Origin of the sequence: Caballeronia calidae (genome assembly GCF_900044055.2) — a bacterium.
Taxonomy (GTDB): domain Bacteria; phylum Pseudomonadota; class Gammaproteobacteria; order Burkholderiales; family Burkholderiaceae; genus Caballeronia; species Caballeronia calidae.
In genome coordinates, this window is record NZ_FCOX02000013.1 from 128,443 (window position 1) to 152,363 (window position 23,921).

The following is a 23,921-nucleotide window of genomic DNA, read 5'->3' on the forward strand; positions in this document are numbered from 1 at the left end:
ATGTCTGTGTGCGCTGCGGAATGAAGACCGCTGCTGTATAATTGCGGTCGCTCGTTTCAACAGTTCTGCAACATTCAGCACCGTTTCATGCGCATCTGCGGCGAACGGTTCGCAAGAATCCGGTCGGCGCGACTTCGCGCGTTTCGATTCCGCGGTGGATTGCCCAGTGCTGTCGAGTCCGCCATGTCTGTCGCGGGCGCGGACGGTTCTCGCAGAATCGGCCCGCGCAAGACCGCCCCGGCGCCATCGCTGCGCCGGCCCTTGCGGTTCCCCGTGTCAGGCATGTGCGTTCCGGTGCGCGTCACCGGCCGTCAAAAGGTATTGCTACATGGCTGAATCATCCCCTACCGAATACTTCATACAAGGCATCACCAAGAGCGGGAGGAAATTTCGGCCGAGCGATTGGTCCGAGCGTCTGTGCGGCGTGATGTCGGGCTTCGGGCCCAAAGCGAAGGGGCCGAATGCGCGCCTCCAATATTCCATCTACGTGCGTCCGACGATGATCGGCGATATCAAGGTCGTGATCGTCGATTCGCGCCTGCGCGACGTCGAACCGATGGCATTCGACTTCGTGCTCAACTTCGCGAAGGACAATGATCTCGTCGTGACCGAAGCGTGCGAACTGCCGCCGCATCACGGCACGCAGACGCAGCAGCAGTCCTGACGCTGTAAAGCAGTAGAGCACAGACGCAAAAAAGCCCGCCGAAGCGGGCTTTTTCGTTACTGCGCAGCGGAAACAGGAAGCTGCTTCGGCAAGCGCCCGACCGTGCGATCAAAAGCGCTCGCCTGAAGCGAGCCGGAATTACTGGGCAGCGGGGGCTTGCAGGCCCTTGATGGCTGCAGCCAGGCGGCTCTTGTGACGAGCGGCCTTGTTCTTGTGGATGATCTTCTTGTCCGCGATGATGTCCATCGTCTTGACCGACGACTTGAACACTTCGGCGGCCTTGGCCTGATCGCCGGCTTCGATAGCCTTGCGAACAGCCTTGATGGCCGTGCGGAACTTCGAGCGCAGCGCCGAGTTATGCGAGTTGGCTTTGGCGGCCTGACGGGCGCGCTTGCGAGCTTGTGCGGAATTTGCCATGACGGTTTCCTTGTCCTGTTTCTGCTGTTACTTGTCAGGAGCGGGCTTCACCGTCTCGACCGGAACGAGCCCGGAAGCGGTGACTGATGCGCGCTGCCTTTAATCTGAAATCTCGGGAACGATTGCCCGAGAACCTTGATACATCGCCGGCCGGAACCGGAAAAGACGAGAAGCAGCGCAAAGCGGAGCTTCGAAACCCGCGATTATAGCAAGGGAATATGAGACGTGACAAGCGCCGCGTCGGGCGCGCCGGTGGGCAACGATTTGATGCAATCAGTCAATCTTGCGCCGTTGCCCGCCAGCAATGAGCCGTGTCTGGTGGGCGCGCAGCACGCGCCCCGTATAATAAGCGCCCCATGAATCTATTCCGAGCCCTCCTGACGGTCAGCGGCTTCACGCTGCTGTCGCGCGTGACCGGCCTGATCCGCGAAACGCTGATCGCCCGAGCTTTCGGCGCCAGTCTTTACACCGACGCGTTCTACGTCGCGTTCCGCATACCCAACCTGCTGCGGCGTCTGTCAGCCGAGGGCGCGTTCGCGCAGGCGTTCGTGCCGATCCTCGCCGAGTTCAAGAACAGCAAGGGCCACGATCCGACCAAGGCGCTGGTCGATGCGATGTCGACCGTGCTCACGTGGTTCCTCATCGTGCTTTCGGTGCTCGGCATGCTGGGCGCGAGCTGGGTGGTCTATGCGGTCGCATCGGGGCTGCGGCACGAGGGCATCGGCTACGCGCTCGCGGTCGAGATGACGCGCATCATGTTCCCGTACATCGTCCTCATTTCGATGACGACGCTCGCCTCGGGCGTGCTCAACACGTACAAGCAGTTCTCGCTGCCCGCGTTCGCGCCGGTCCTGCTGAACGTGTCGTTCATTTTCGCGGCGGTGTTCGTGGCGCCGCATCTGAAGGTGCCGGTCTATGCGCTCGCGTATGCGGTGATCGCCGGCGGCGTTCTGCAGTTGCTCGTGCAACTGCCCGGCCTGAAGAAGATCGACATGACGCCGCGCATCGGGCTGAACTTCCGGCGCGCGCTCGCGCATCCGGGCGTCAAGCGCGTGCTGCTGAAGATGGTGCCGGCGATGTTCGCGGTGTCGGTCGGACAGCTGAGCCTCATCATCAATACGAATATCGCGTCGAACATCGGGCAGGGCGCGGTGTCGTGGATCAATTACGCCGACCGCCTGATGGAATTTCCCACCGCGCTGCTGGGCGCGGCGCTCGGCACGATCCTGCTGCCGAGCCTCTCGAAAGCGCACGTCGATGCGGACAACGTCGAATACTCCGCGCTGCTCGACTGGGGCCTGCGCATCACGTTCCTGCTGGCCGCGCCGAGCGCGATCGCGCTGTTTTTCTTCGCCGAGCCGCTAACGGCGACGCTCTTTCACTACGGCAAGTTCGACAACCATTCCGTCGTGATGGTCGGCCGCGCGCTGTCGGCATACGGCATCGGGCTGGTCGGCCTCATCCTCATCAAGATTCTCGCGCCCGGCTTTTACGCGAAGCAGGACATCAAGACGCCGGTGAAGATCGCGGTCTTCGTGCTGATCATGACGCAGGTGAGCAACTACGTCTTCGTGCCGATCTTCTCTCACGCGGGCCTGACGCTTTCCATCGGCCTCGGCGCGCTCACCAACGCATTGCTGTTGTTCGCCGGCCTGCGCCGCCGCAAGATCTATCGGCCGTCGCCGGGCTGGCTGCGCTTTTTCGTGCAGCTGATCGGGGCATGCCTGGTTCTTGCCGGCACGATGCATTGGGTCGCGATCAACTTCGACTGGATCGGCATGCGCGCGACGCCGATGCTGCGCATCGCGCTGCTGGGCGCGAGCCTGGTCGTGTTCGCGGCGCTATATTTCGGTATTCTGTCCGCGATGGGCTTCAAATACGCCTATTTCAAGAGACGCACGCTTTGATGACGACAACGCGTATCCTCGATTACTTCTCTTCGCTGATGGCGGAGGACGACACGCTTCCGCTCACGGAAGCGGCCTTGTCGCTCGCGCAGGACGCGTACCCCGATCTCGACATGCAGGCGGCTCTCGCGGAAATCGACGAACTCGTCGTGCGTGCCCGCCGCCGCGTGCGCGACGAAGCGGACGTGAAGCAGAAAGTCGATGCGCTCAATCGTTATTTCTTCCGCGAGCTGGGTTTCTCCAGCAACCTCAACGACTACTACGATCCGGACAACAGCCATCTGAACGTCGTGCTGCGGCGCCGGCGCGGCATTCCGATCTCCCTCGCCGTGATCTATCTGGAAATGGCGGAGCAACTCGGCTTGCCGGTGCGCGGCGTGTCGTTTCCGGGGCATTTCCTGCTGCGCGTCGCGACGCCCGGCCAGGATCTCATGCTCGATCCGACGACCGGACAAACGCTCTCCGAAGCCCAGATGGTCGAGATGCTGGAACCGTATGTGCAGCGCGTGGGCGAATCGATCGGCAGTGCGTTGCGCGTGCTGCTACAGCCCGCGACGCGCCGCGAGATCGTCGCGCGCATGCTGCGCAATCTAAAGGGCATCTATTTGCAGACGGAGCGCTGGCAGCGTCTGCTCGCGGTTCAGCAGCGGCTCGTGATCGCGCTGCCGAACAGCATCGAGGAAGTGCGCGATCGCGGCTTCGCGTATGCGCGGCTCGATTATCTGCGCCCGGCGCTCGAAGATCTGCAGCGTTACATCGAGATTCGCCCCGATGCCGAGGACGCGACGGTCGTCGAAACCGAGCTGCACGAGTTGCGACAGCGCACCCAGCACAACGGCGATTAAAGCAAAACGGCGGACTTCAAGAAGAAGCCCGCCGTTTTCACATGTGAGGCCTTTACTTCGGCTGCATGCGGATCGCGCCGTCGAGGCGGATCACTTCGCCGTTGAGCATCGGGTTATCGAAGATCTGCTTGACGAGCATCGCGTATTCGTCCGGCTTGCCGAGGCGCGACGGGAACGGCACCATCGCGCCGAGCGCGTCCTGCACGTCCTTGGGCATGCCGAGCAGCATCGGCGTTTCGAAGAGGCCCGGCGCGATCGTCATCACGCGGATGCCGCTCTTGCTCAGATCGCGCGCGATCGGCAGCGTCATGCCCGCGACGCCGCTCTTCGACGCGGCATACGCCGCCTGGCCGATCTGCCCGTCGTACGCCGCCACCGATGCCGTGTTCACGATCACGCCGCGCTCGCCCGCATCGTTCGCTTCGTTCTTCGACATCACGTTCGCCGCGAGCCGGATCATGTTGAAGGTGCCGATGAGATTCACCGAAATCACCTTCGAGAAGAGATCGAGTGCGTGCGGGCCGTCGCGTCCGACCGTCTTCGCCGCCGGCGCGATGCCCGCGCAATTCACGAGGCCGCGTAGTGTGCCGAGGCTCAGCGCGGCATCGACGGCGCGCTGGCCGTCGCTTTCCTGGCTCACGTCACATTTCACGAACACGCCGGACAGTTCCTTCGCGAGCGCAACGCCTGCGGCCTCGTTCATGTCGGCGAGCACGACCTTTCCGCCTTGCGCCGCGACGAGCCGCGCGGTTGCCGCGCCCAGTCCCGATGCGCCGCCGGTGATCAGAACGACGTTACCTTGCATCTCCATGTCTCTTCTCCTTTTGTGTGATTCGTGCGCGCGAGGGCGGGGTAAGGCCGCTCGCGCCGATGACTGTCCTCGTGGGAACGCGTCGATTGTAGCGAAGCCGCTCGCTGCAAATTCGCACGATGGTCATGCGAATTCACGGCATAAAAAAACCCGCTCGTCTTGAGCGGGTTTTCGTCTCGAGCGAAGCCGGACTGCGCTTTACTTCAGCGCGTCGAACACGCGCGCGCGGATTTCATCGACGGTGCCGAGGCCCGAGATCCTGCGATACTCTGGCGCCTTCAGACCATTCGACACACCGTTCTGCGCCCAGTCGTTGTAGTACGCGATGAGCGGCTTGGTCTGCGCGACATACACGTCGAGACGCTTCTTCACGGTCTCTTCCTTGTCGTCGTCGCGCTGGATCAGCGGCTCGCCGGTGACGTCGTCGGTCATCTCGACCTTCGGCGGATTGAACTTGACGTGATACGTGCGACCCGATGCCGCATGCACGCGGCGGCCGCTCATGCGGGAGATGATTTCGTCGAAGGGAACATCGATCTCGAGCACGTAGTCGATCGCGACGCCCGCGTCCTTCATGGCTTCGGCCTGCGGCAGGGTGCGCGGGAAGCCGTCGAAGAGATAGCCGTTCTTGCAGTCGTCGGCCAGAAGGCGTTCCTTCACGAGATTGATGATGAGCGAATCCGGCACCAGCTCGCCCGCGTCCATGTAGCCCTTCGCCTCGACGCCGAGCGGCGAGCCAGCCTTGACGGCCGCGCGCAGCATGTCGCCGGTCGAAATCTGCGGAATGCCAAATTTCTCCTTGATGAAGTTTGCCTGGGTGCCCTTGCCCGCACCGGGTGCGCCCAACAGGATCAAACGCATGGTGATCTCTCCGAATCGTCTAGAAACCGCTTCAAGCCGCGAGGCTGATTTGACATCCGGTGGCGTGGCTCGTGCGGCGTCGACGACAGGGCGCGCAGCCGAAAGGAGACGGCGGGCACCCGCGGACAGCGGCGCAACGTTGAGCGTGGCGCTGACCGGAAGGCTCGCGCAATCGCTTGATTATGCCACGGCTCTTTACGATCGCGACCGTAATAACGCGGATAGAAAAGGCCACAAACCCCGCCGCATGGGCGTCGGCGGGGTTTACACGGGTTGCGCCGCAGCTTTCAGTCGGCGTTGCGGAAGAGCGCCTGGACGCGCGCGAGATCGGCGGGTGTGTCGACACCCGGCGGCGGCGCATCCTGCGTCACGCGCACCGCGATGCGCTCGCCATGCCACAGCGCGCGCAGTTGCTCCAGCGCTTCGGCGGCTTCGATCGGCGCCTGCGCGAGGTTCGGGAAGTCGCGCAGAAATTTCGCGCGATAAGCGTAGAGCCCGATGTGACGCAGCACGTTCTCGGGCACGGCGGGGAGTTTCCCGAGCGCGGCGACATCGGGCCAGTGCGGTTGCCAGAGATCGCGCGTCCAGGGAATCGGCGCGCGCGAGAAGTACAGCGCGACGCTCTTCGCATCGAGCACGACCTTCACGACGTTCGGATTGAAGACGTCCGCCGGATCGTGGATCGGATGGGCGGCCGTGGCGATCGCGCATTCGGGATGCGCTGCGAGGTGATCCGCGACATCGCGCACGAGTTGCGGATCGATGAGCGGCTCGTCGCCCTGCACATTCACGACGATGGTGTCGTCGCTCCAGTTGAGACGCGTCGCCACTTCGGCGAGGCGGTCGGTGCCGGTGGGATGATCGGAGCGCGTCAGCATCACTTCGACGCCGTGATCGCGCGCGGCTTCGACCACGCGGTCGGAATCGGTCGCGACGAGCACCTGGCTCGCGCCCGATTCGCGCGCACGCTCGGCGACGCGCACGACCATCGGTTTGCCGCCGATATCGGCGAGCGGCTTGTTCGGCAGACGCGTGGAAGCGAGGCGCGCCGGAATGACCGCGATGAACGGAACGGACATGACAGCGGGCTCAGGCGTCGCCGGCCGGTTTGAGCGGCTCGACGGGCGTGCCTTCGACGGTCTGGCGCGCTTCGTCGACGAGCATCACGGGAATGCCGTCGCGGATCGGGTAGGCGAGCTTGTCCGCGCTGCAGACGAGTTCCTGCGCCGCGCGATCGTAGGTGAGCGGGCCTTTGCAGATCGGGCAAACGAGGATTTCAAGCAGACGTGCGTCCACGGAGTTTCTCCACAACAAGAGCGATGAGGCGCGGTCTCAGCACGGCTTGCACCGGAACGACCCAGATGCGTGCGTCGCGCCAGGCCCCAAATTTTACTGCATCCTTTTCGGTGATCAGGATGGCATCGGCTTCGACGCCCGCGAACGGATTCTCGCGATACGAATAGTGATCGGGGAAGGCGCGCGTCGACGGCGCGATGCCCGCCGCGCGCAGCGTCGCGAAAAAGCGCTCGGGCGAGCCGATGCCCGCCGCTGCGACGACTTTCTCTCCCGCGAACTGATCGAGCGGGCGGCGCACGGAGGGATCGTCGAGCAGCCACGCGTCGCCGGATTCGAGTTCGAGCGCGAACGTGTTCGGCCACGGCGGCAGCGTCCGATCGTACGGACTGTTGATGAGCGTCGCGTCGCGGCGGCGCGACATCGGCTCGCGCAACGGGCCCGCGGGCAGCAGGAAGCCGTTGCCGCCGAGACGGTCATCGAACACGACGAGCTCGAACGCGCGCGCGAGGCGATAGTGCTGCAGGCCGTCGTCGGAGACGAGGACATCGACATTCGGATGCGCCTGGAGAAGCGCCTGCGCCGCCGCCACGCGATCCGGGCAGACGAACACCGGCGCGTGCGTGCGGCGCGCGATCAGCAGCGGCTCGTCGCCGACCTGCGCGGCGGCGCTCGTCGGCGTGACGCTCGTCGGCTTCGCGACTTTCGCGCCGTAGCCGCGGGAGATCACGCCCGGCTGAAATCCGGCGGCGCGCAATGCCTCGACGAGCGCGATGACGGTCGGCGTCTTGCCCGTTCCGCCGACGGTCACGTTGCCCACGACGACCACCGGCACGCCCGCATCGACGCGCTTGATCCAGCCGAGTTCGTAGAAGGCGCGGCGAGTCGCGGCGATCGCACCGAAGATGCAGGCGAAGGGCGTCAGCGCCCAGGCGATCGGGCCGCGACGGCGCCATTCGCGGGCGAGAAAATTCTCGATCGGCGGCTTGAAGTCAGACATGGACCGCCTTCGCGCGGCGCGCTGGCGGGAGGGAAGTCGTATACGGCGTGACGTGCAACGGCAGCTCCTCGTGTTTCGGTCGACGTTGGACGGATTTGCCCGGCGATGGCGCCCGATGCGATAGCGCCCGCGCCGCGCCAGCCAGTGCTGGAACCCGGCACTCTAGCGCGCGCGGGCCTCGGGCGCCAGTCGCGAAGCGCCTACGGGCAATCTGGCCATCCAATCCGGACGCCTGTGGATAACTCTGTGAAGAACTTGCCGCCGGGCAGCCGCGAAGCCGCGTCAGGAAAGAGTTGCTCCGGGCATCACGGAGTTCATAACTGGATAAACTAGAAAAATCAATGGGTTAGAACGAAGTCACCGACCTCCGGCCATGCGTCGGCGCGCGCGGCGGTAAGTCTTTCCATGTGGACACTTGTTACACTGGCACACCTCGTCCAGCGGCGTTTTGCACGATGCGAAAGCGCCGCGGCGCCCCGGTATATTCTCGTCCAGCCATGAACTCCGATTCCCTGCCGACGCAAAGCGGCGACGCCGTCATCCCCGTCTCCGCGCTCAACCGCGCGATCAGCTCGATGCTCGAGCGCTCGTTTCCGCTCGTCTGGGTGTCGGGCGAAGTATCGAATTTCACGCGTGCGGCGAGCGGCCACTGGTACTTTTCGATCAAGGATGCCAACGCGCAGATGCGCTGCGTGATGTTCCGCGGCCGCGCGCAGTATGCGGAGTTCATGCCGCGCGAAGGCGACAAGATCGAGGTGCGCGCGCTCGTCACGATGTACGAGCCGCGCGGCGAGTTGCAACTGAACGTGGAAGCGGTGCGGCGCACGGGGCAGGGAAGGCTTTTCGAAGCGTTCCTGCGTCTGAAGGCGCAACTCGAAAGCGAAGGACTCTTCGCGGCGGAGAGAAAGCGCGCGCTGCCGGTTCATCCGCGCGGCATCGGCATCGTGACGTCGCTGCAGGCGGCCGCGCTGCGCGATGTGCTGACGACGCTCGCGCGCCGCGCGCCGCATGTGCCCGTCGTCGTGTATCCGGCGCCGGTGCAGGGCGCGGGCGTCGGCGCGAAGCTCGCGGCGATGGTCGAGGCCGCGAACGCGCGTCGTGAAGTCGACGTGCTGATCGTGTGCCGCGGCGGCGGGTCCATCGAGGACCTGTGGGCGTTCAACGAGGAAGTGCTCGCCCGCGCGATCGCGGGGAGCGCGTTGCCGGTGGTGAGCGGCGTCGGACACGAAACGGACTTCACCATCGCCGATTTCGCCGCCGACGTGCGCGCCCCGACGCCGACTGGCGCCGCCGAACTTGTGAGTCCGCAGCGCGTGCTGCTGCTGCGCGATCTCGATCATCGGCATGCTGCGCTCGCGCGCGGCTTCGGCCGGATGATGGAGCGCCGCGCGCAGCAACTCGACTGGCTCGCGCGCAGGCTCGTGAGTCCCGCCGAGCGGCTCGCGCGGCAGCGTGCGCATCTGCGTCAGCTGGCGAGCCGTCTTGTCGCGGCGGGTGCGCGGCCCGTGCGCGATGCCCGCGCGCATTTCGCGCTGGTGCAGTATCGATGGCAGCGCAAGCGCCCCGATCTGGCCGCCGAACGCGAGCACGTGCTGCGGCTCGCGCAGCGCATCCGGAGCGTGCACGAACGTCGCGCGGAACGGGAGAAAGCGTGCGTTTCGGAACTGGCGGCGCGCTTGCAGGTGCTGAGCCCGCAGCGCACACTCGAACGCGGCTATGCCGCATTGATCGACGCGCAGACGGGCCGCGCCGTGCGTGCGCCGAGCGCGTTGAAGCCGAAGCGTCCGCTCACAGTTCATCTGGCGCAAGGATCGGCGGACGTGCTGCTCGCCGATGTCCAGCCGCGTCTGTCGGACGAATTCTGATTCGTGAGGACACGCGCGAGCGGGCGTACATTTGACGTGTCCAGGCCGGCGCGCCGGAGCACTTTTTACGCCGGCTCGCGCGAATAGAAAGCGATCCTCCTCATAAAGAGCACACGGTTTGCTGGGTTATCCCAACTCGCCTACAATCCATTGCTCCACTGCCTCACTCCTCACAGTCCCACAATCCACATAGAAAGGAAGCTCGCATCATGGAACATACGCTCCCGCCGCTGCCGTTCGACAAGAACGCGCTCGCTCCGCACATGTCGGAAGAAACGCTCGAGTATCACTATGGCAAGCATCACCAGACCTATGTGACGAACCTGAACAAGCTGATCCCCGGCACCGAATTCGAGAACATGTCTCTCGAAGAAATCGTGAAGAAGTCGTCGGGCGGCGTGTTCAACAACGCAGCGCAAGTCTGGAATCACACGTTTTTCTGGAACAGCCTGTCGCCGAAGGGCGGCGGCGCACCGGCCGGCGCGCTGGCTGACGCGATCAACGCCAAGTACGGTTCCTACGACAAGTTCAAGGAAGAATTCGCCAAGGTCGCGACCGGCACGTTCGGCTCGGGCTGGACCTGGCTCGTGAAGAAGACGGACGGCACGGTGGATATCGTGTCGACGAGCAACGCCGCCACGCCGCTCACGACGGACGCGAAGGCGCTCGTGACCATCGATGTGTGGGAGCATGCGTATTACATCGACTATCGCAATGCGCGTCCGAAGTTCATCGAGGCTTACTGGAACATCGTGAACTGGGATTTCGCGTCGAAGAATTTTGGCGCCTGATAACGCATGAAAGTCGGTTGCGGCATGGTGGATTGAACGCCGAGCGACGCAACCGGAAAAAAGCCCTCGTGAGAGGGCTTTTTTCGTTGGTGCGCCCGGCGCGAGCGGTCAAAGGCGGTTCGAATCCGAGCTCAAAACGGGGTCATTGCGTACGCCGGCCTCTTGGGGAACATCGAAGGCTCGTCGGGTCTAACCGAGTCCTGGTCGCTTTCGATTCCCACGCCGAACAATGACGACACGCTATCACCAACTCGATTCGTTGCGGGGCATTGCCGCTTTGACCGTGGTTTTCAACCACTACTCGCAGATCGCACCGATGGAATGGATGCGGCACGCTCCCTGGCGCCTTTTCACGGAAGGGCATTCCGCCGTGATTCTGTTCTTTACGCTGAGCGGTTTCGCACTCACTCTTCAGATCACCGGCGAGAGCAAGCCCGGTTTCGCCGAGTTCGTCGTCAAGCGGGTCTGCCGTATCTATATCCCGTATCTGATCGCGGTCCTGGCTGCCTACGCGGCGTATGGCGCGCTCTATCGGTCGGGGTTGTCGTGGACGGGTCCGTGGGTCAATCAGGCATGGCACGCGGACATCGATCGCCATGACCTGCTGAGTCACATCTACTTTCTGCTTCCATTCGACAACAGTACGCTGGACCCGGTGCTTTGGTCGTTGATCTACGAGATGCGTATCTCGCTGATCTTTCCGATCATCGTCGTCGCCGTGTTCGCAATGCCGCTCTGGTTGTCTGTCGCGCTAAGTGCCGCTCTGTCTCTCGCCGTGTCGGGCTATTACCACCATGCGAGCCGGACGCTCATGGACGCGAGCCTGCAGGGCGAATGGATTCCCACCATCCACTACATCTCGATGTTCGTCCTGGGCACGCTGATTGCGCGATATCGCGATGCGATCTCGTCGAAGCTCGGCACATACTCTTCGCGATCGCTCTTCGGAGCGTTGATGATCTGCATCGCCGTCTATGGTTTGGTCGGCGCGGTGAACCCGCACCTCGTGTCCAATGATGTGCTGCGCAGTTTTGCCGACGACTGGGTCATCCTTCCGGCCGTGACTTGTATTCTGGTTCTGGCGATTTCACTCAAGCCGTTTGCAGCCGTTCTGGCTGCGCGACCGCTCGTGTTCCTCGGGAAGATATCGTTCAGTCTGTATCTGCTTCACTGCATCGTGCTGCTCGGCGTTCTGCATTATTTCGGCGAGGCGTATCAACGCATGTCGCTGGTAGTCGCCGCCGTGCTGATTCTTCCGGTCAGCATCGCGGGGTATTACGCGGTCGAAAAGCCGTCGATTCGACTGGGCCGGTATCTGACCCGGCGAAAGCAACGCGACAGGGCAACGCTCGGCGTCCGATCAATGGCATCGAAGTATCTGTTCGACAAGGGGAAGTAAGCGTACAGGGGAACATCGAGCAGTGCCGTCGCTGCCCGGTTCGACACGCGAGCCTAAAATGTTGGCTTGCCATATGTTCGAACCGCATCGCCATCATGAAACGCTTCGCCTTCCTTTGCCTTTCGGCATGGTCAGCCGCCGCGCTCCTTTACTTCGGGCGCCATTCCGCCGCGCTCATCGCGCTGTCGGGCGTGCTCGCGCTCGCGGGCTTCGATCTTCTGCGACCGGATTCGAATACCGGCTCCTAGGCTATCGCCGTTTGGCGCCTTCCCAGTTGATATCGACGCACAACACCTGCAACCCGTAAGGCGTCTGCGCCGCGATCGACGCCGTCACGCACAAGTGCGCCTCGTTGATCGACAGATAAGGCGCCGTCAGATGCACACGCCCCGGCGCGCGCAGCGCCTCGATGAAATACGGCCGGCGTTCCCAGCTCGCGCCCTCCGAATGCAGCAGCGGACTGAAGCGCTTCGCGCGCTGCGACGTGCGCACGATCGGCACGACGTTGTCGCCGATCTGCCGCCCGGCCTGATCGAGCAGGAAGCAGCGGGCGGTGTCGGCGAGTTGCAGCAGCTCGCTCGTCGCGGCGACGAGCGACTCGCCTTCCATCAGCAGGACCGCAGCACGCTCGAGCCCGCTCACGTACGGCTCGAGCCGCGTGGACTGCGCCCGCTCGCGCGCCGCGACGCGTTCGCGCGATGCCGCCGTCAGTGCATCCATCACGCCCGCCGCGACTTCGCTATGCACCGCATCGACGCTCGGCTGCGCGAAATACGCGCCCTGCACGAAATCGACGTTGCATTCGAGCGCGATCAGCGCGTCGCGCTCCGTCGCGAGACCGCCCATCAGAACGAGCTGACCCGATTCGTGCAGCAGCGACACGAGACGCGGCAGCACGCGCTCGATATGCGAATGCTCCGTCGCCTGCTGCAGGATGCAGCGGTCGAGCGTCACGATATCGGGCCGCAGATGCCACACGCGATCGATGTTCGAATGCTTCACGCCGAAGCCGTCCAGCGCAATGAGAAAGCCCGACTTGCGCATCGAATCGATGATCTCCGCGAAGCGCGTCGTCTCGCCGCCCGCCTGCTCGGGCACTTCGAGCACCACGCGCTGCGGTGGCAGGCCGATGTCCTTCAGCGCCGCGAGCAGCGCATCGCCGTAGCTCGTATCCATCAGCGCGGCCGGATGCAGGCTCAGGAAGAGCCATTCGTCGTGGCTGTCGAATGCATTGAAATTGCCTAGATGCAGCGATTCCGCGAGCCGGCCGAGTTCGAGCAGATCGCCGCGCCGCGCGGCTTGCGTGAAGACTTCGTGCGACGGAACGTGCCGATGCACGTCGTCGCGAGCGCGCAAGGACGCGTGATAGCCGATCGCGCGCCGGTGTGACACGGAGAAGACGGGCTGAAACACGCTGAAAACGGTGTACTCGCCGTACAGCACGGTGCGACGCGATCCATCGTCGCCGGCGATGGGCCGGGGCTGCTGGAAGCGGGGAGGGTCGAGATCAACCATGCTCATGGTGTCGAAGCGCGAGGCAATTGACTTTATCGAGATAGTTTACCGGATCGGTACACGAGCGTTCGAGCAAAAAGCGTGCAAATTCAATATTCAAGCGGCTCGGCAAAGTATTGCGGGCCTATTGCGAGCGATTCGCGCGGCGATTCGTGTGCGGATTGGGCAAGCGTGCCGCACATGCGGGAGCGCGCGCCGCGCGATCGTGCGCGATGGCACCGGTGCGGTGCGCGGCGCGCACGTCGCGGCCCGTCACGCCGGGTCAGTTCGATTCCGACGGATCGGGCTTTCTGCCCGCCGAGCGCACTTCCGGCGCGAGTTGGCCGAAGATCCATGCCGTCGCCGCGGTGATGACGCCGACGCACAGGAACGTCGCATGGAACGCGGGCAGCGAGTTCGTCGCCGTGACCTGCGGCAACAACCCGGTGAAGGTCGAGAGAATCGCGCCGGCGACGGTCACGCCGAGACTCATCGACAGCATTTGCACGAGCGAGAAGAGGCTGTTGCCGCTGCTCGCGCCGCCCGTGCCGAGATCCTTGAGCGTGAGCGTGTTCATCGCGGTGAACTGCATCGAATTGACGGCACCGAAGGCGGCCAGTTGCACGAGCCGCAGCCATAGCGGCTGATGCGCGCTCGCGAGCGAGAAGCTCGCCATCATCAGCCCGACCAGCACGGTGTTCACGACGAGCACGCGCCGATAGCCGAACTTTTCGATGAGACGCGTGACGAGCCGCTTGGACGCCATGCCCGCCGCGGCGACGGGCAACATCATCATGCCCGCCTGGAACGCGGTGTAGCCGAGGCTCACCTGCAAGAGCAGCGGAATCAGATACGGCATCGCGCCGCTGCCGATGCGTGCGAACAGATTGCCGAGCAGGCCGACGCTGAACGTGTGGATCTTGAAGAGATCAAGCGAGAAGATCGGCTGGGCGGCGCGCGTCGCGTGCAGGCCGTAGGCGACGAAGCAGCCGAACGAGAGCACGAGCAGCACGATCACGATTGCGTGCTGCAGGCCGAGATCGGCGAGGCCATCGAGGGAAATCGTCAGCGCGACCATGCCGACGGCGAGCAGCAGATAACCCGCGAGATCGAAGCGCGCGGTCGCGGGATTGCGGCTGTCGGGCATGTACAGGTTCGTTGCGATGCAGCCGATCACGCCCACCGGCACGTTGATGAGAAAGATCCAGTGCCACGATGCGATCTGCACGAGCCAGCCGCCGAGCGTCGGGCCGATGAGCGGTCCGATCAGACCCGGAATCGCGACGAACGCCAGCGCCGAGAGATAGCGTTCGGCGGGAAACACGCGCAGCACGGCGAGTCGTCCGACCGGCAGCAGCATCGCGCCGCCGACGCCCTGCACGACGCGATACGCGACGAGCGCCGTCAGCGATTGCGCGTTCGCGCAGAGCAGCGAACCGATGGTGAACACGAGAATCGCGCTGAAGAACACGCGTTTCGTGCCGAGCTTGTCGGCGAGCCAGCCGGAGACGGGGATCATCATCGCCATCGTCAGCGAGTAGGCGATCACGACGCCCTGCATGCGCAGCGGCGCTTCACCGAGGCTTCGCGCCATGGCGGGGAGCGCGGTGTTGACGATCGTCGAATCGAGCGTCTGCATGAAGAAGCCCGTGGCGACGAGCCACAGCATGATGGAAAGCGATCGGTCGGACGGCTGGGCTGTGGCGGTTTCGGTCATGCCGGTGTCTTACTTTCGGAGTTCCGCGACGAAGTCGTAGTAGTCGTTGCGGCAGTAGGTATCGGTGAGTTCGATCGCGCGCTGATCGGCGGTGTAGCCCACGCGCGTGATGAGCAGGAGCGCATCGTGTGGCGCGATGCCCATCTGCCCGGCAATCTCCGGGCTCGCGTTCACCGCGCGAAAGTGCTGGAGCGCGCGGATGATGGAAAGCCCGCGCGCATCGAGATAACTGTAGAGCGAATCGCCGATGGTTTCCGGATCGGGAATGCAGGCGGCCGGAAAGGTCGAGTTTTCGACGGCCATCACGATGTCGTCGGCGAGGCGCAGGCGTTTCAGGCGCGTGACGGTGGCGGCGGGCGAGAGGCCGAGCTGGATGACTTCATCGCGATTGGCGGGCTCGATGGTGCGCGAGAGCCACCGCGAACTGGGCCTGAAGCCGCGCCGCCGCAACATTTCGGAGAAGCTCGACAGACGCGAGAGTGGATCTTCATAGCGCGGCGTGATGAAGCTGCCGGCGCCTTGCTCGCGGCGAATCAGCCCTTGCTCGACGAGCAGCGCGATGGCCTTTCTCGATGTGATCCGCGAGACGCCCAGCGCTTCGGACAACACGCGTTCGGAGGGCAGCGCTTCGCCTGCGTTCCAGCGGTTCTCGTGAATGGCGTTGGCGAGCTTGCGGGCGAGTTGAAGATAGAGCGGAGTGTCGCTGTCCGGGTCCGGGCGCAAGTCGCGCCAACGGTCTTCCGAGGTCGGGTTCATAAAGCGGACGCTAATGGGCCAAGCGGGGATTTTAAGACATGGGCGGGGGGAGAGGGGGATGGGGGGCGATGGGGGCGTTAGGGAAGCACCGACAGCCTCAAGCCGTAGCCGCCCCACCCACCCCGCGCCCCGCGCGCATATAGAGCGCAACCGACAACGCCACCGCGGCAGCGGCCGCCACCGCGGCGAACAGAAACACCGACCCATACCCGAACTCACCCGCGACATACCCCGCGAGCGGTCCAGTCAACCCGAGCGACAAATCGAGAAACACGGAATAAGCCGAAAGCGCGGCACCGCGGCTGGCGGGCGGCACGAGCCCGACCGCCTCGACTCCCAATGCCGGAAACACGAGCGCAAACCCGAACCCGGTCAGCGCCGCGCCCGCGAGCGCGAAAGTGGGCTCGGCGGCGAGCCACAGCATCAGCAAGCCGGCGCATTCGAAAGCAAACGACACGATCGCCACGCGGAACCCGCCATACGACTTGATCGTGTTGGCGAACAAGAGCCGCGCGCCGATGAACATCGTGCCGAAAACCGTGAGCGAAAGCGCTGCATTCGGCCAGTTGTGCGCGGCGTAGAACAGCGTGATGAACGTCGCGATGGAGCCGAAGCCCGCCGATCCGAGCGCGAGACCCAATCCATGCGGCAGCACGCGGAAGAACACACTGCGATACGACATGCGCTCGCCATGCACGACGGGCACGCTCGCCATGCGCGTCGCGAGCCAGTAACCGAAGCCGCCCAGCGCGATCACGATCAGACCGAGCGACGCGAACCCCAGCGAATGATCGATCGCGACCTACGGCGCGCCGATCGCCAGCGCGCCGTAGGTCGCGATGCCGTTCCACGAAATCACTTTCGCGTTGTTGGTCACGCCGACGCGGCCGATCCCCCACGTGATCGATCCCGTGCCGACCCAGCTCTCGCCGAAGCCGAGCACGAGCCGCGCGATCACCAGCAGCACGAGACTCACCACATGCCATTGCGCGGCGAGCGCCGAGCCGAGCAGCAGCACGCCGCTCGCCGCGCATGCCGCGAGACCGTACAGCACGGTTTTCTTGGGGCCGAGCGTGTCGGCGGTGCGGCCCGCGAGCGGCCGCGACATCAGCGTCGCGAAATACTGGACGCTGATCGCCGCGCCCGCCATCACCGAGCCATATCCCAGATCCGTGTGCACGAAGCCCGGCAGCACCGCGAGCGGAATACCGATCGTCAGGTAGCAGAGGAACGTGTACAGCACGACCGGCAGAATCCGCAGCGTGACGGCGAAATCGCCTTGCGGCTTGTTGCTAGGCTCGGTGGACATAGGGAAATTGCGGGGTTGAATTCGGCGCGAAGGCATGATTCTCCCATATGTTGCGGCGCAACGTCGCACCGGTTTTGTAACCAGGTAGGACAAATTGCCTGTCCGGCCGGTTGGGCGGGATCGCTGGGAGCCTTGTCCGGCAAGGGTTGGGCGACATATCGGGGGACGAATATGTCGCTCATGTAGCGTCGGCTATGGGTTGTGGCTTTTGGTGGTGATAGCTTTCGAACCATCGAGGCGATAGGAGTAGTCCGATCCATCGCCCAGAAATAGCCGAAGCCACCGGCTGCGCATCCCGCGCAACCAGCACGATGCAAAAAGCCCCGCGAGACAGAACCCATGAGCCAGCCGCTTAGTGAGTCGAACAACCAGCCCATCCGCTTCTATCATCGCAATGCGATCCAGGAAGTGAGCGGCGCATCGACGACGCGCACCGTCCTGCAATACCTGCGCGAAGACGCGCGCTGCACCGGCACCAAGGAAGGCTGCGCGGAAGGCGATTGCGGCGCGTGCACGGTCGTCATCGGCGAGCCGGATGGCGAGGGCGGCGTCGCGTTCAAGGCGGTCAACGCGTGCGTGCAATTCCTGCCGACGCTCGACGGCCGCGCGCTCTTCACCGTCGAAGACTTGCGCCAGCCGGACGGCACGCTGCATCCGGTCCAGCAGGCATTGGTCGACTGCCACGGCTCGCAGTGCGGCTTCTGCACGCCGGGTTTCGCGATGTCGATGTTCGCGCTCTACGAAAAGCATGGCCATGCGACGACGGGCTGCGCCGGAACCTGCGAAAAGACGAAGCCCTCGCGCCAGGAAATCAGCGACGCGCTGACGGGCAACCTGTGCCGCTGCACGGGCTACCGGCCGATCATCGATGCCGCCGAGCAGATGTTCGATCACGCGCCGCTCGCGCCCGTCAACGTGCCGGCGCTCGCGCGCACGCTCGACAGTCTGAAGCGCGACCACACCTTCCATTACGAACACGCGGGCCGCCAGTTCGACGCGCCGCGCACCGTCGAGGCGCTCGCCACGCTGAAGGACAAGAATCCGAACGTTCGCATCCTCGCGGGCAGCACGGACATCGGACTGTGGGTGACGAAGCAGCTGCGCGATCTCGGCGACATCGTTTATGTCGGGCAGATCGAAGCGTTCCGGCATGTCGAGACGACCGAAGACTGGATCGAAATCGGTGCGGGCGTGACGGTCGAGCGCGCGTACGACGAAATCGTGAAGGTCTACCCCGAGCTCGAAGAGACGCGTCAGCGCTTCGCGTCCCTGCCGATCCGCAATGCGGGCACGCTCGGCGGCAACGTCGCGAACGGCTCGCCGATCGGCGATTCGATGCCCGGTCTCATCGCGTTGAATGCGCGCGTCGTGCTGCAAAGTGTCGGCGGCACGCGCGAGATGCCGCTCGAAGATCTGTACATCGCGTATCAGAAGAAGGACATGGCGGAGAACGAGTTCGTCGCCGCGATCCGCGTGCCGACGCGCACCGGCAAGCGCGCGAAGCTGCAGTTCCGCGCGTACAAGCTGTCGAAGCGCTTCGACTCCGATATTTCCGCCGTGTACGCCGCATTCAGCTTCATCGTTGATGGCGATACGATCCGCGAGCCGCGTCTCGTCTACGGCGGCATGGCCGCGACGCCGAAGCGCGCCGCGCACGCCGAAGCCGTTCTTGCCGACGCCCGCTGGCACGAAGCCACCGCGCAAGCCGCGATGCTCGCGCTCGGCAAGGACTATCAGCCGCTCACCGACATGCGCGCGAGCAGCGACTATCGCCTCGACACCGCGAAGAGCCTGCTGTATCGCTTCTGGCTCGAGACGCGTCCGCGGAATCCGCTGGATAAATCGAAGCTGGATGTGCGTGCAATCGAACTCGTCGAAGCGAAGTAAGAAGGGGAGAAGAAGACATGAATCAGCAAGCAGAAGCTTTCCTCGCCGAAGCCCAGTCGCTCGCGAACGAAATCGACGCGTTCAAGCAGGTCCACGTATCGCGTCCGCATGAATCGGCGCATCTGCATGTGAGCGGGCGCGCGAGCTACACCGACGATATTCCGCTCGTCGCGGGCACGCTGCACGCCGCGCTCGGCACGAGCCCGAAGGCGCACGCGAAGATCGTATCGATGAACTTCGACGCCGTGCGCGCCACGCCGGGCGTCGTCGCCGTCTTCACCGCCGACGACATCCCCGGCGTGAACGACTGCGGCCCGATCATCCACGACGATCCCGTGCTCGCGCAGGGCATCGTGCAGTATGTTGGCCAGCCGATGTTCGTCGTCGTCGCGACATCGCACGATACGGCGCGACTCGCCGCGCGCCGCGCGACCATCGAGTTCGAAGACCTCGTGCCCGTGCTGACGGCGCAGGACGCGCGCAAGGCGGAGTCGTATGTGCTGAATCCGCTCAAGCTCTCGCGCGGCGACGCCGAAGGCCGCATGTCGAAGGCCGCGCATCACGAGCGCGGCGCGATGAAGCTGGGCGGCCAGGAACAGTTCTATCTCGAAGGCCAGATCGCCTACGCCGTGCCGAAGGACGACGACGGCATGCACGTCTACTGCTCGACGCAGCACCCGACGGAAATGCAGCATCTCGTCGCGCACGTGCTCAACGTGCATTCGCACAACGTGCTCGTCGAGTGCCGGCGCATGGGCGGCGGCTTCGGCGGCAAGGAATCGCAGTCGGGTCTGTTCGCGTGCTGCGCGGCGCTCGCCGCGTGGAAGCTCTTGTGCCCGGTCAAGCTGCGTCCGGACCGCGACGACGACATGATGATCACCGGCAAGCGCCACGACTTCGTGTACGACTTCGAAGTCGGCTACGACGACGAAGGCAGGATCGATGGCGTCGCCGTCGACATGACCTCGCGCTGCGGCTTTTCCGCCGATTTGTCCGGCCCCGTGATGACGCGCGCCGTGTGCCACTTCGACAACGCGTACTGGCTGTCGGATGTGAAGATCGAAGGCTATTGCGGCAAGACCAACACGCAGTCGAACACCGCGTTCCGCGGCTTCGGCGGGCCGCAGGGCGCGTTCGCGATCGAGTACATCATGGACAACGTCGCGCGTTCGGTCGGCCGCGATTCGCTCGACGTGCGCTACGCCAATCTCTACGGCAAGACGGAGAACAACAGGACGCCCTACGGCCAGACGGTCGAGGACAACGTGCTGCACGAGCTGCTCGGCGAGCTCGAAGCGACGAGCGATTATCGCCGCCGCCGCGCGGCCATCGACGAGTTCAACGCGAACAACGAGATCCTGAAGAAGGGCCTCGCGCTGACGCCGGTGAAGTTCGGCATCGCGTTCAACGTGACGCACTTCAACCAGGCGGGCGCCCTGGTTCACATCTACACCGATGGCTCGATGCTTGTGAACCACGGCGGCACCGAAATGGGCCAGGGCCTGAACACGAAGGTCGCGCAAGTGGTCGCGCACGAACTCGGCGTGAACTTCGAGCGCGTGCGCGTGACGGCGACGGACACGAGCAAGGTCGCGAATACCTCGGCGACGGCGGCATCGACCGGCACCGATCTGAACGGCAAGGCCGCGCAGGACGCGGCGCGTCAGTTGCGCGAACGGCTCGCGAAGTTCGCGGCGGAGAAGTTCGGCGGCGGCACGGTGACGGCATCGGAAGTGCGCTTCGCGAACGACCGCGTGATCGTCGGCGACGATGCGATTCCGTTCGGCGAAGTCGTGCAGAAGGCGTATCTCGCACGCGTGCAGTTGTGGTCCGACGGCTTCTACGCGACGCCCAAGCTCCACTGGGATCAGGCGACGATGCAGGGCCGTCCGTTCTATTACTACTCGTATGGCGCGGCGGTATCGGAAGTGGTGATCGACACGCTGACCGGCGAAATGCGCGTGCTGCGCGCGGATGCGCTGCACGATGTGGGCGCGTCGCTGAATCCGGCGCTCGACAAAGGCCAGGTCGAAGGCGCGTTCGTGCAGGGCATGGGCTGGCTCACGACGGAAGAGCTCTGGTGGAACGACAACGGCAAGCTGATGACGCACGCGCCGTCCACCTACAAGATTCCGACGACGAATGACATGCCCGCCGATTTCCGCGTGAATCTCTTCAACAACCGCAACGTCGAGGACAGCATCCATCGTTCGAAGGCGGTAGGCGAGCCGCCGCTCTTGCTGCCGTTCTCGGTGTTCTTCGCGATCCGCGATGCGGTGTCGGCGGTCGGCGATCACAAGGTGAACCCGCCTTTGAACGCACCCGCCACGGCGGAAGAGATTTTGAAGGCGGTGAACGCGGTGAGGAGCACACGGTCATGATGCACGTCGTCCTGTTCGGCGCGGGCCACGTCGGCCACGCGCTCGTGAAGGTGCTCGGCACGCTGCCGTGCGTCGTGCAATGGGTCGATGCGCGCGACGAGCTTTTCCCCGACGAAGTCCCCGCGAACGTGCAGATCGAGGCGACCGATCTGCCCGATGCAATCGTCGATGACGCGCCGGCGGGCGCGTATTTCATCGTGATGACGCACGATCATTCGCTCGACTTCTCGCTCACGCAACGCATCATGCGGCGCGATGACTTCGCGTACTTCGGGTTGATCGGCTCGAAGACGAAGCGCGTGAAGTTCGAGCGGCGGCTGATCGAGCGGGGTGTCGCGGCGGACCGGCTGCCGGAGATCACATGCCCGATCGGCGTGGAAGGCATCGTCGACAAGGCGCCGTGGTCGATCGCGATGGCCGTCGCGGCGCAATTGCTGCGCGTGCGGGAGATGGTGGCGCGGCTGGGCGCGTCGACAGTGAAGGCCGCGCGCCTCGCCGCGTGAGCATCGGCGCTTCAGACGAGGCCGTTGGTCTGCCTGAAGCGTCCCGGCGCGACGCCGTATAACTCCTTGAACCGCTTGCTGAACGCCGCTTCCGACTGATATCCGACATCGGCCGCGACATCGGCGATGCTCTTCTTCGTATGCGTGAGCATCGTGCTCGCGAGCTGCATGCGCACGTGACTCAGCAACGCGAGCGGCGAGCTGTCCGAATGCGCGGAGAACGCGCGCATGAACGTGGCGCGCGACATCGCCGCTTCCTTCGCCAGCATTTCCAGCGTCCACGGCTCGGCGGGCCGCTCCAGCATCGCAATGATCGACGCCCCCAGCCGGCGGTTCCCCAGCAGACCGAGCACGCCCGCCAGCGACGGCTGGCCGTCGAGCCACGCGCGCAGCACCATCGTGAAGAGCGCGGTGGACAGCGCCGTGACGATCGACGGCGCGCCGAGCCGCGCTTCCTCCGCCTCGCGACGCATCGTCTGGACGAGCGGCGCGAGATCCGCCGCCGACGCGTTCGTGAACGACACATGCACGACATCCGGCAGCACGTCGATCAGAAGCGCGCGTGGCGCATAGAGAAAACGCCCGCATAGCAGATCGATGCCCGGCGCGCTGTCGCCGCAATTGCTCCTCACCGTGACCGCGCCGTTGTCGCGTGATTCCATCTCGCGCGTCATGGCTTTCGCATCGCGCGCCTTGATGCTCAGCACGTGCGCGTCGCCGCGCGGCAGAAAGAAGATATCGCCCGCGCTCAGTTCGAGCGGCGGCTGGCCATGGCGAACTACGGTGCACGCGCCATCCAGCACGACGTGATACACCGCTTCGCCGGCGGGCGCGCTCGCGTGTTCGAGCTCCAGCGGACCGCTCAGCAGACAGCGAAGGTCGAGCGCGCCGGAAAGATTCGCGAGCTGGATCAGTTTGTCGAGAGCATCCATGTGGGCGGGCGGCTGAGGGTGTCGTTCGGGATAGTACCGAAGTCGCGCCGCGCGCGTGCGTTACTTCGCGACTTCGCGCAGTTCGATGGCCGCGTCGCCCGGCGAAGCGGCGACGGCCTTCTTGCGCGTGAGCGAATCGGACACGCCCGACATCAGGTCGCGCAGCCACGTGACATCCGTCGGCTGGTCGGGCTGCGGCAGCGAAAGCTGATAGCACTTGATGCGCGGAAACGGCACCGGCGAATCGAGCACCGCGAGCGGCAGCATCGCCGCGTAGTGCTGCGCGAAGCGGCGCGGCGCGGTAAAGATCAGGTCCGATTGCAGAAGCACTTGCGGCACGAGGCCGAAGTACGGAATCGTCGTGACGATGCGGCGCTCGATGCCCGCGCGCGACAGGCCGATATCGATCGGATGACGCCGGCCGCCGCTATACGGCGTCGGCGCGAGATGCGCGGCGAGCGCGTAGCGTTCTGCCGTCAGCGGCTCGCGCGCGAGCGGATGGCTCGCCCGCATCAGGCAGACGAATACGTCGGTGAAGAGGTCTTGACGCTCGAAGCGCGGCTCGGGCTTCGTCCAGTTGGCGACCATCAGGTCGATCTCGCCTTCGTCGAGCATGCGCTCGTGATCGCGCATCGGGTTCAGCGATTCGATTTCCAGACGCGCGTTGGGCGCCGCATCGCGAAAGGCGGCGACGAGCGTCGGCATGAAGAAATCGTTCAGATAATCGGGCGCGGCGACGCGGAAGGTGCGGCGCGAGCTCGCCGGATCGAAATCGCCATGCGGCGTCGCGACGAATTCGACCTCGCGCAGCGCGCGCTGCGCCGGCGCCAGCAGCGACTCGCCGTATTCGGTCGGCACCATGCCCTGCTTGCCGCGCACGAGAATCGGGTCGTTCAGGATTTCGCGCAGGCGCCGCAGCGCGGTGCTGATCGCCGGCTGCGTCTGGTTCAGCCGCTGCGCGGTCTGCGTCACGCTGCGCTCCAGCAGCAGCGTGCGCAGCACGCGGATGAGCCAGATGTCGAGTGAGTCGGCGGGATCGTTCATGGCCTGCGAAGCGGTTGAAATCGGGACGCGCGGGCGCGAACTCGC

At 64.6% G+C, this 23,921-nt stretch carries 20 protein-coding genes and 2 pseudogenes; 10 read left to right on the plus strand and 12 right to left on the minus strand.

What is annotated here, in order from left to right:
* Positions 1 to 328: 328 nt before the first annotated feature.
* Positions 329 to 664, plus strand: coding sequence for a DUF3579 domain-containing protein (locus tag AWB78_RS14790; protein WP_062605395.1), 336 nt, complete (start codon positions 329 to 331; stop codon positions 662 to 664).
* 138 nt (positions 665 to 802) lie between these two features.
* Here AWB78_RS14790 and rpsT read toward each other — a convergent pair whose 3' ends face one another.
* On the minus strand, positions 803 to 1,081 hold the full coding sequence (rpsT, locus tag AWB78_RS14795) for a 30S ribosomal protein S20 (protein ID WP_062605397.1): 279 nt from the start codon (positions 1,079 to 1,081) through the stop codon (positions 803 to 805).
* Positions 1,082 to 1,437: 356 nt separating this feature from the next.
* Between rpsT and murJ the strand changes: the two genes are divergently transcribed.
* Positions 1,438 to 2,988, plus strand: coding sequence for a murein biosynthesis integral membrane protein MurJ (murJ, locus tag AWB78_RS14800; protein WP_062605399.1), 1,551 nt, complete (start codon positions 1,438 to 1,440; stop codon positions 2,986 to 2,988).
* A complete protein-coding gene (locus AWB78_RS14805; protein WP_062605402.1) occupies positions 2,988 to 3,833 on the plus strand; it encodes a SirB1 family protein in 846 nt (281 codons plus the stop codon). The genes murJ and AWB78_RS14805 overlap by 1 nt, the downstream gene beginning before the upstream one ends.
* Before the next feature lie 52 nt (positions 3,834 to 3,885).
* On the opposite strand, the gene AWB78_RS14810 is transcribed toward AWB78_RS14805, so the two are convergent.
* The 5 genes from AWB78_RS14810 to lpxK all read right to left on the minus strand — a co-directional run bounded on the left by AWB78_RS14810 (position 3,886) and on the right by lpxK (position 7,798).
* Entirely contained in the window at positions 3,886 to 4,644 is a 759-nt protein-coding gene (locus tag AWB78_RS14810; RefSeq protein ID WP_062605409.1) for a 3-hydroxyacyl-CoA dehydrogenase, read from the minus strand.
* A gap of 198 nt (positions 4,645 to 4,842) precedes the next feature.
* Entirely contained in the window at positions 4,843 to 5,505 is a 663-nt protein-coding gene (adk, locus tag AWB78_RS14815) for an adenylate kinase (protein WP_062605411.1), read from the minus strand.
* A gap of 287 nt (positions 5,506 to 5,792) precedes the next feature.
* Entirely contained in the window at positions 5,793 to 6,584 is a 792-nt protein-coding gene (gene kdsB, locus AWB78_RS14820; RefSeq protein ID WP_062605414.1) for a 3-deoxy-manno-octulosonate cytidylyltransferase, read from the minus strand.
* A 10-nt stretch (positions 6,585 to 6,594) separates the two neighbouring features.
* Positions 6,595 to 6,801, minus strand: a complete 207-nt coding sequence (locus AWB78_RS14825; protein WP_014192175.1) for a Trm112 family protein — start codon at positions 6,799 to 6,801, stop codon at positions 6,595 to 6,597.
* Positions 6,782 to 7,798, minus strand: coding sequence for a tetraacyldisaccharide 4'-kinase (gene lpxK, locus AWB78_RS14830; RefSeq protein ID WP_062605416.1), 1,017 nt, complete (start codon positions 7,796 to 7,798; stop codon positions 6,782 to 6,784). Before lpxK ends, AWB78_RS14825 begins: the two co-directional genes overlap by 20 nt.
* 497 nt (positions 7,799 to 8,295) lie before the next feature.
* On the opposite strand from lpxK, the gene xseA reads away from it, so the two are divergent.
* The 4 genes from xseA (at position 8,296) to AWB78_RS47620 (ending at position 12,101) form a co-directional block, all read left to right on the plus strand.
* On the plus strand, positions 8,296 to 9,663 hold the full coding sequence (gene xseA / locus AWB78_RS14835) for an exodeoxyribonuclease VII large subunit (protein ID WP_062605419.1): 1,368 nt from the start codon (positions 8,296 to 8,298) through the stop codon (positions 9,661 to 9,663).
* Between the two features lie 209 nt (positions 9,664 to 9,872).
* On the plus strand, positions 9,873 to 10,454 hold the full coding sequence (locus tag AWB78_RS14840) for a superoxide dismutase (RefSeq protein WP_062605421.1): 582 nt from the start codon (positions 9,873 to 9,875) through the stop codon (positions 10,452 to 10,454).
* A gap of 229 nt (positions 10,455 to 10,683) precedes the next feature.
* Complete coding sequence (locus AWB78_RS14845) at positions 10,684 to 11,853, plus strand: acyltransferase family protein (protein WP_062605423.1); 1,170 nt, start codon at positions 10,684 to 10,686, stop codon at positions 11,851 to 11,853.
* 95 nt (positions 11,854 to 11,948) lie between these two features.
* The gene (locus tag AWB78_RS47620; protein WP_198399271.1) at positions 11,949 to 12,101 is read left to right on the plus strand and encodes a hypothetical protein; all 153 of its coding nucleotides are present in this window, start codon (positions 11,949 to 11,951) and stop codon (positions 12,099 to 12,101) included.
* Between the two features lies 1 nt (position 12,102).
* On the opposite strand, the gene AWB78_RS14850 is transcribed toward AWB78_RS47620, so the two are convergent.
* From AWB78_RS14850 to AWB78_RS14865, 4 genes and pseudogenes are all read right to left on the minus strand, one after another.
* A complete protein-coding gene (locus AWB78_RS14850; protein WP_062605426.1) occupies positions 12,103 to 13,374 on the minus strand; it encodes an EAL domain-containing protein in 1,272 nt (423 codons plus the stop codon).
* A gap of 256 nt (positions 13,375 to 13,630) precedes the next feature.
* Positions 13,631 to 15,016: a multidrug transporter subunit MdtD gene (mdtD, locus tag AWB78_RS14855; protein ID WP_232477708.1), complete on the minus strand. Its 1,386-nt coding sequence runs from the start codon at positions 15,014 to 15,016 to the stop codon at positions 13,631 to 13,633.
* Between the two features lie 57 nt (positions 15,017 to 15,073).
* Positions 15,074 to 15,820, minus strand: coding sequence for a GntR family transcriptional regulator (locus tag AWB78_RS14860; protein WP_062605430.1), 747 nt, complete (start codon positions 15,818 to 15,820; stop codon positions 15,074 to 15,076).
* Positions 15,821 to 15,917: 97 nt separating this feature from the next.
* Positions 15,918 to 17,129 (minus strand): annotated as a pseudogene (locus tag AWB78_RS14865) (MFS transporter).
* Between the two features lie 339 nt (positions 17,130 to 17,468).
* On the opposite strand from AWB78_RS14865, the gene xdhA reads away from it, so the two are divergent.
* The 3 genes and pseudogenes from xdhA to xdhC form a co-directional block, all read left to right on the plus strand.
* Positions 17,469 to 19,016, plus strand: a complete 1,548-nt coding sequence (xdhA, locus tag AWB78_RS14870) for a xanthine dehydrogenase small subunit (protein ID WP_062605432.1) — start codon at positions 17,469 to 17,471, stop codon at positions 19,014 to 19,016.
* Positions 19,017 to 19,033: 17 nt separating this feature from the next.
* The gene (gene xdhB, locus AWB78_RS14875; RefSeq protein WP_062605434.1) at positions 19,034 to 21,397 is read left to right on the plus strand and encodes a xanthine dehydrogenase molybdopterin binding subunit; all 2,364 of its coding nucleotides are present in this window, start codon (positions 19,034 to 19,036) and stop codon (positions 21,395 to 21,397) included.
* Positions 21,391 to 21,900: pseudogene (gene xdhC / locus AWB78_RS14880) on the plus strand (xanthine dehydrogenase accessory protein XdhC); the annotation flags it as partial. The gene xdhB and the pseudogene xdhC, both read left to right, overlap by 7 nt.
* A gap of 11 nt (positions 21,901 to 21,911) precedes the next feature.
* Here the strand turns inward: xdhC and AWB78_RS14885 are convergent.
* The gene (locus AWB78_RS14885; RefSeq protein ID WP_062605437.1) at positions 21,912 to 22,832 is read right to left on the minus strand and encodes an AraC family transcriptional regulator; all 921 of its coding nucleotides are present in this window, start codon (positions 22,830 to 22,832) and stop codon (positions 21,912 to 21,914) included.
* Positions 22,833 to 22,892: 60 nt separating this feature from the next.
* Positions 22,893 to 23,876 (minus strand): LysR family transcriptional regulator, encoded by a 984-nt coding sequence (locus tag AWB78_RS14890; RefSeq protein WP_062605439.1) that lies wholly within the window; start codon positions 23,874 to 23,876, stop codon positions 22,893 to 22,895.
* Positions 23,877 to 23,921: the final 45 nt, after the last annotated feature.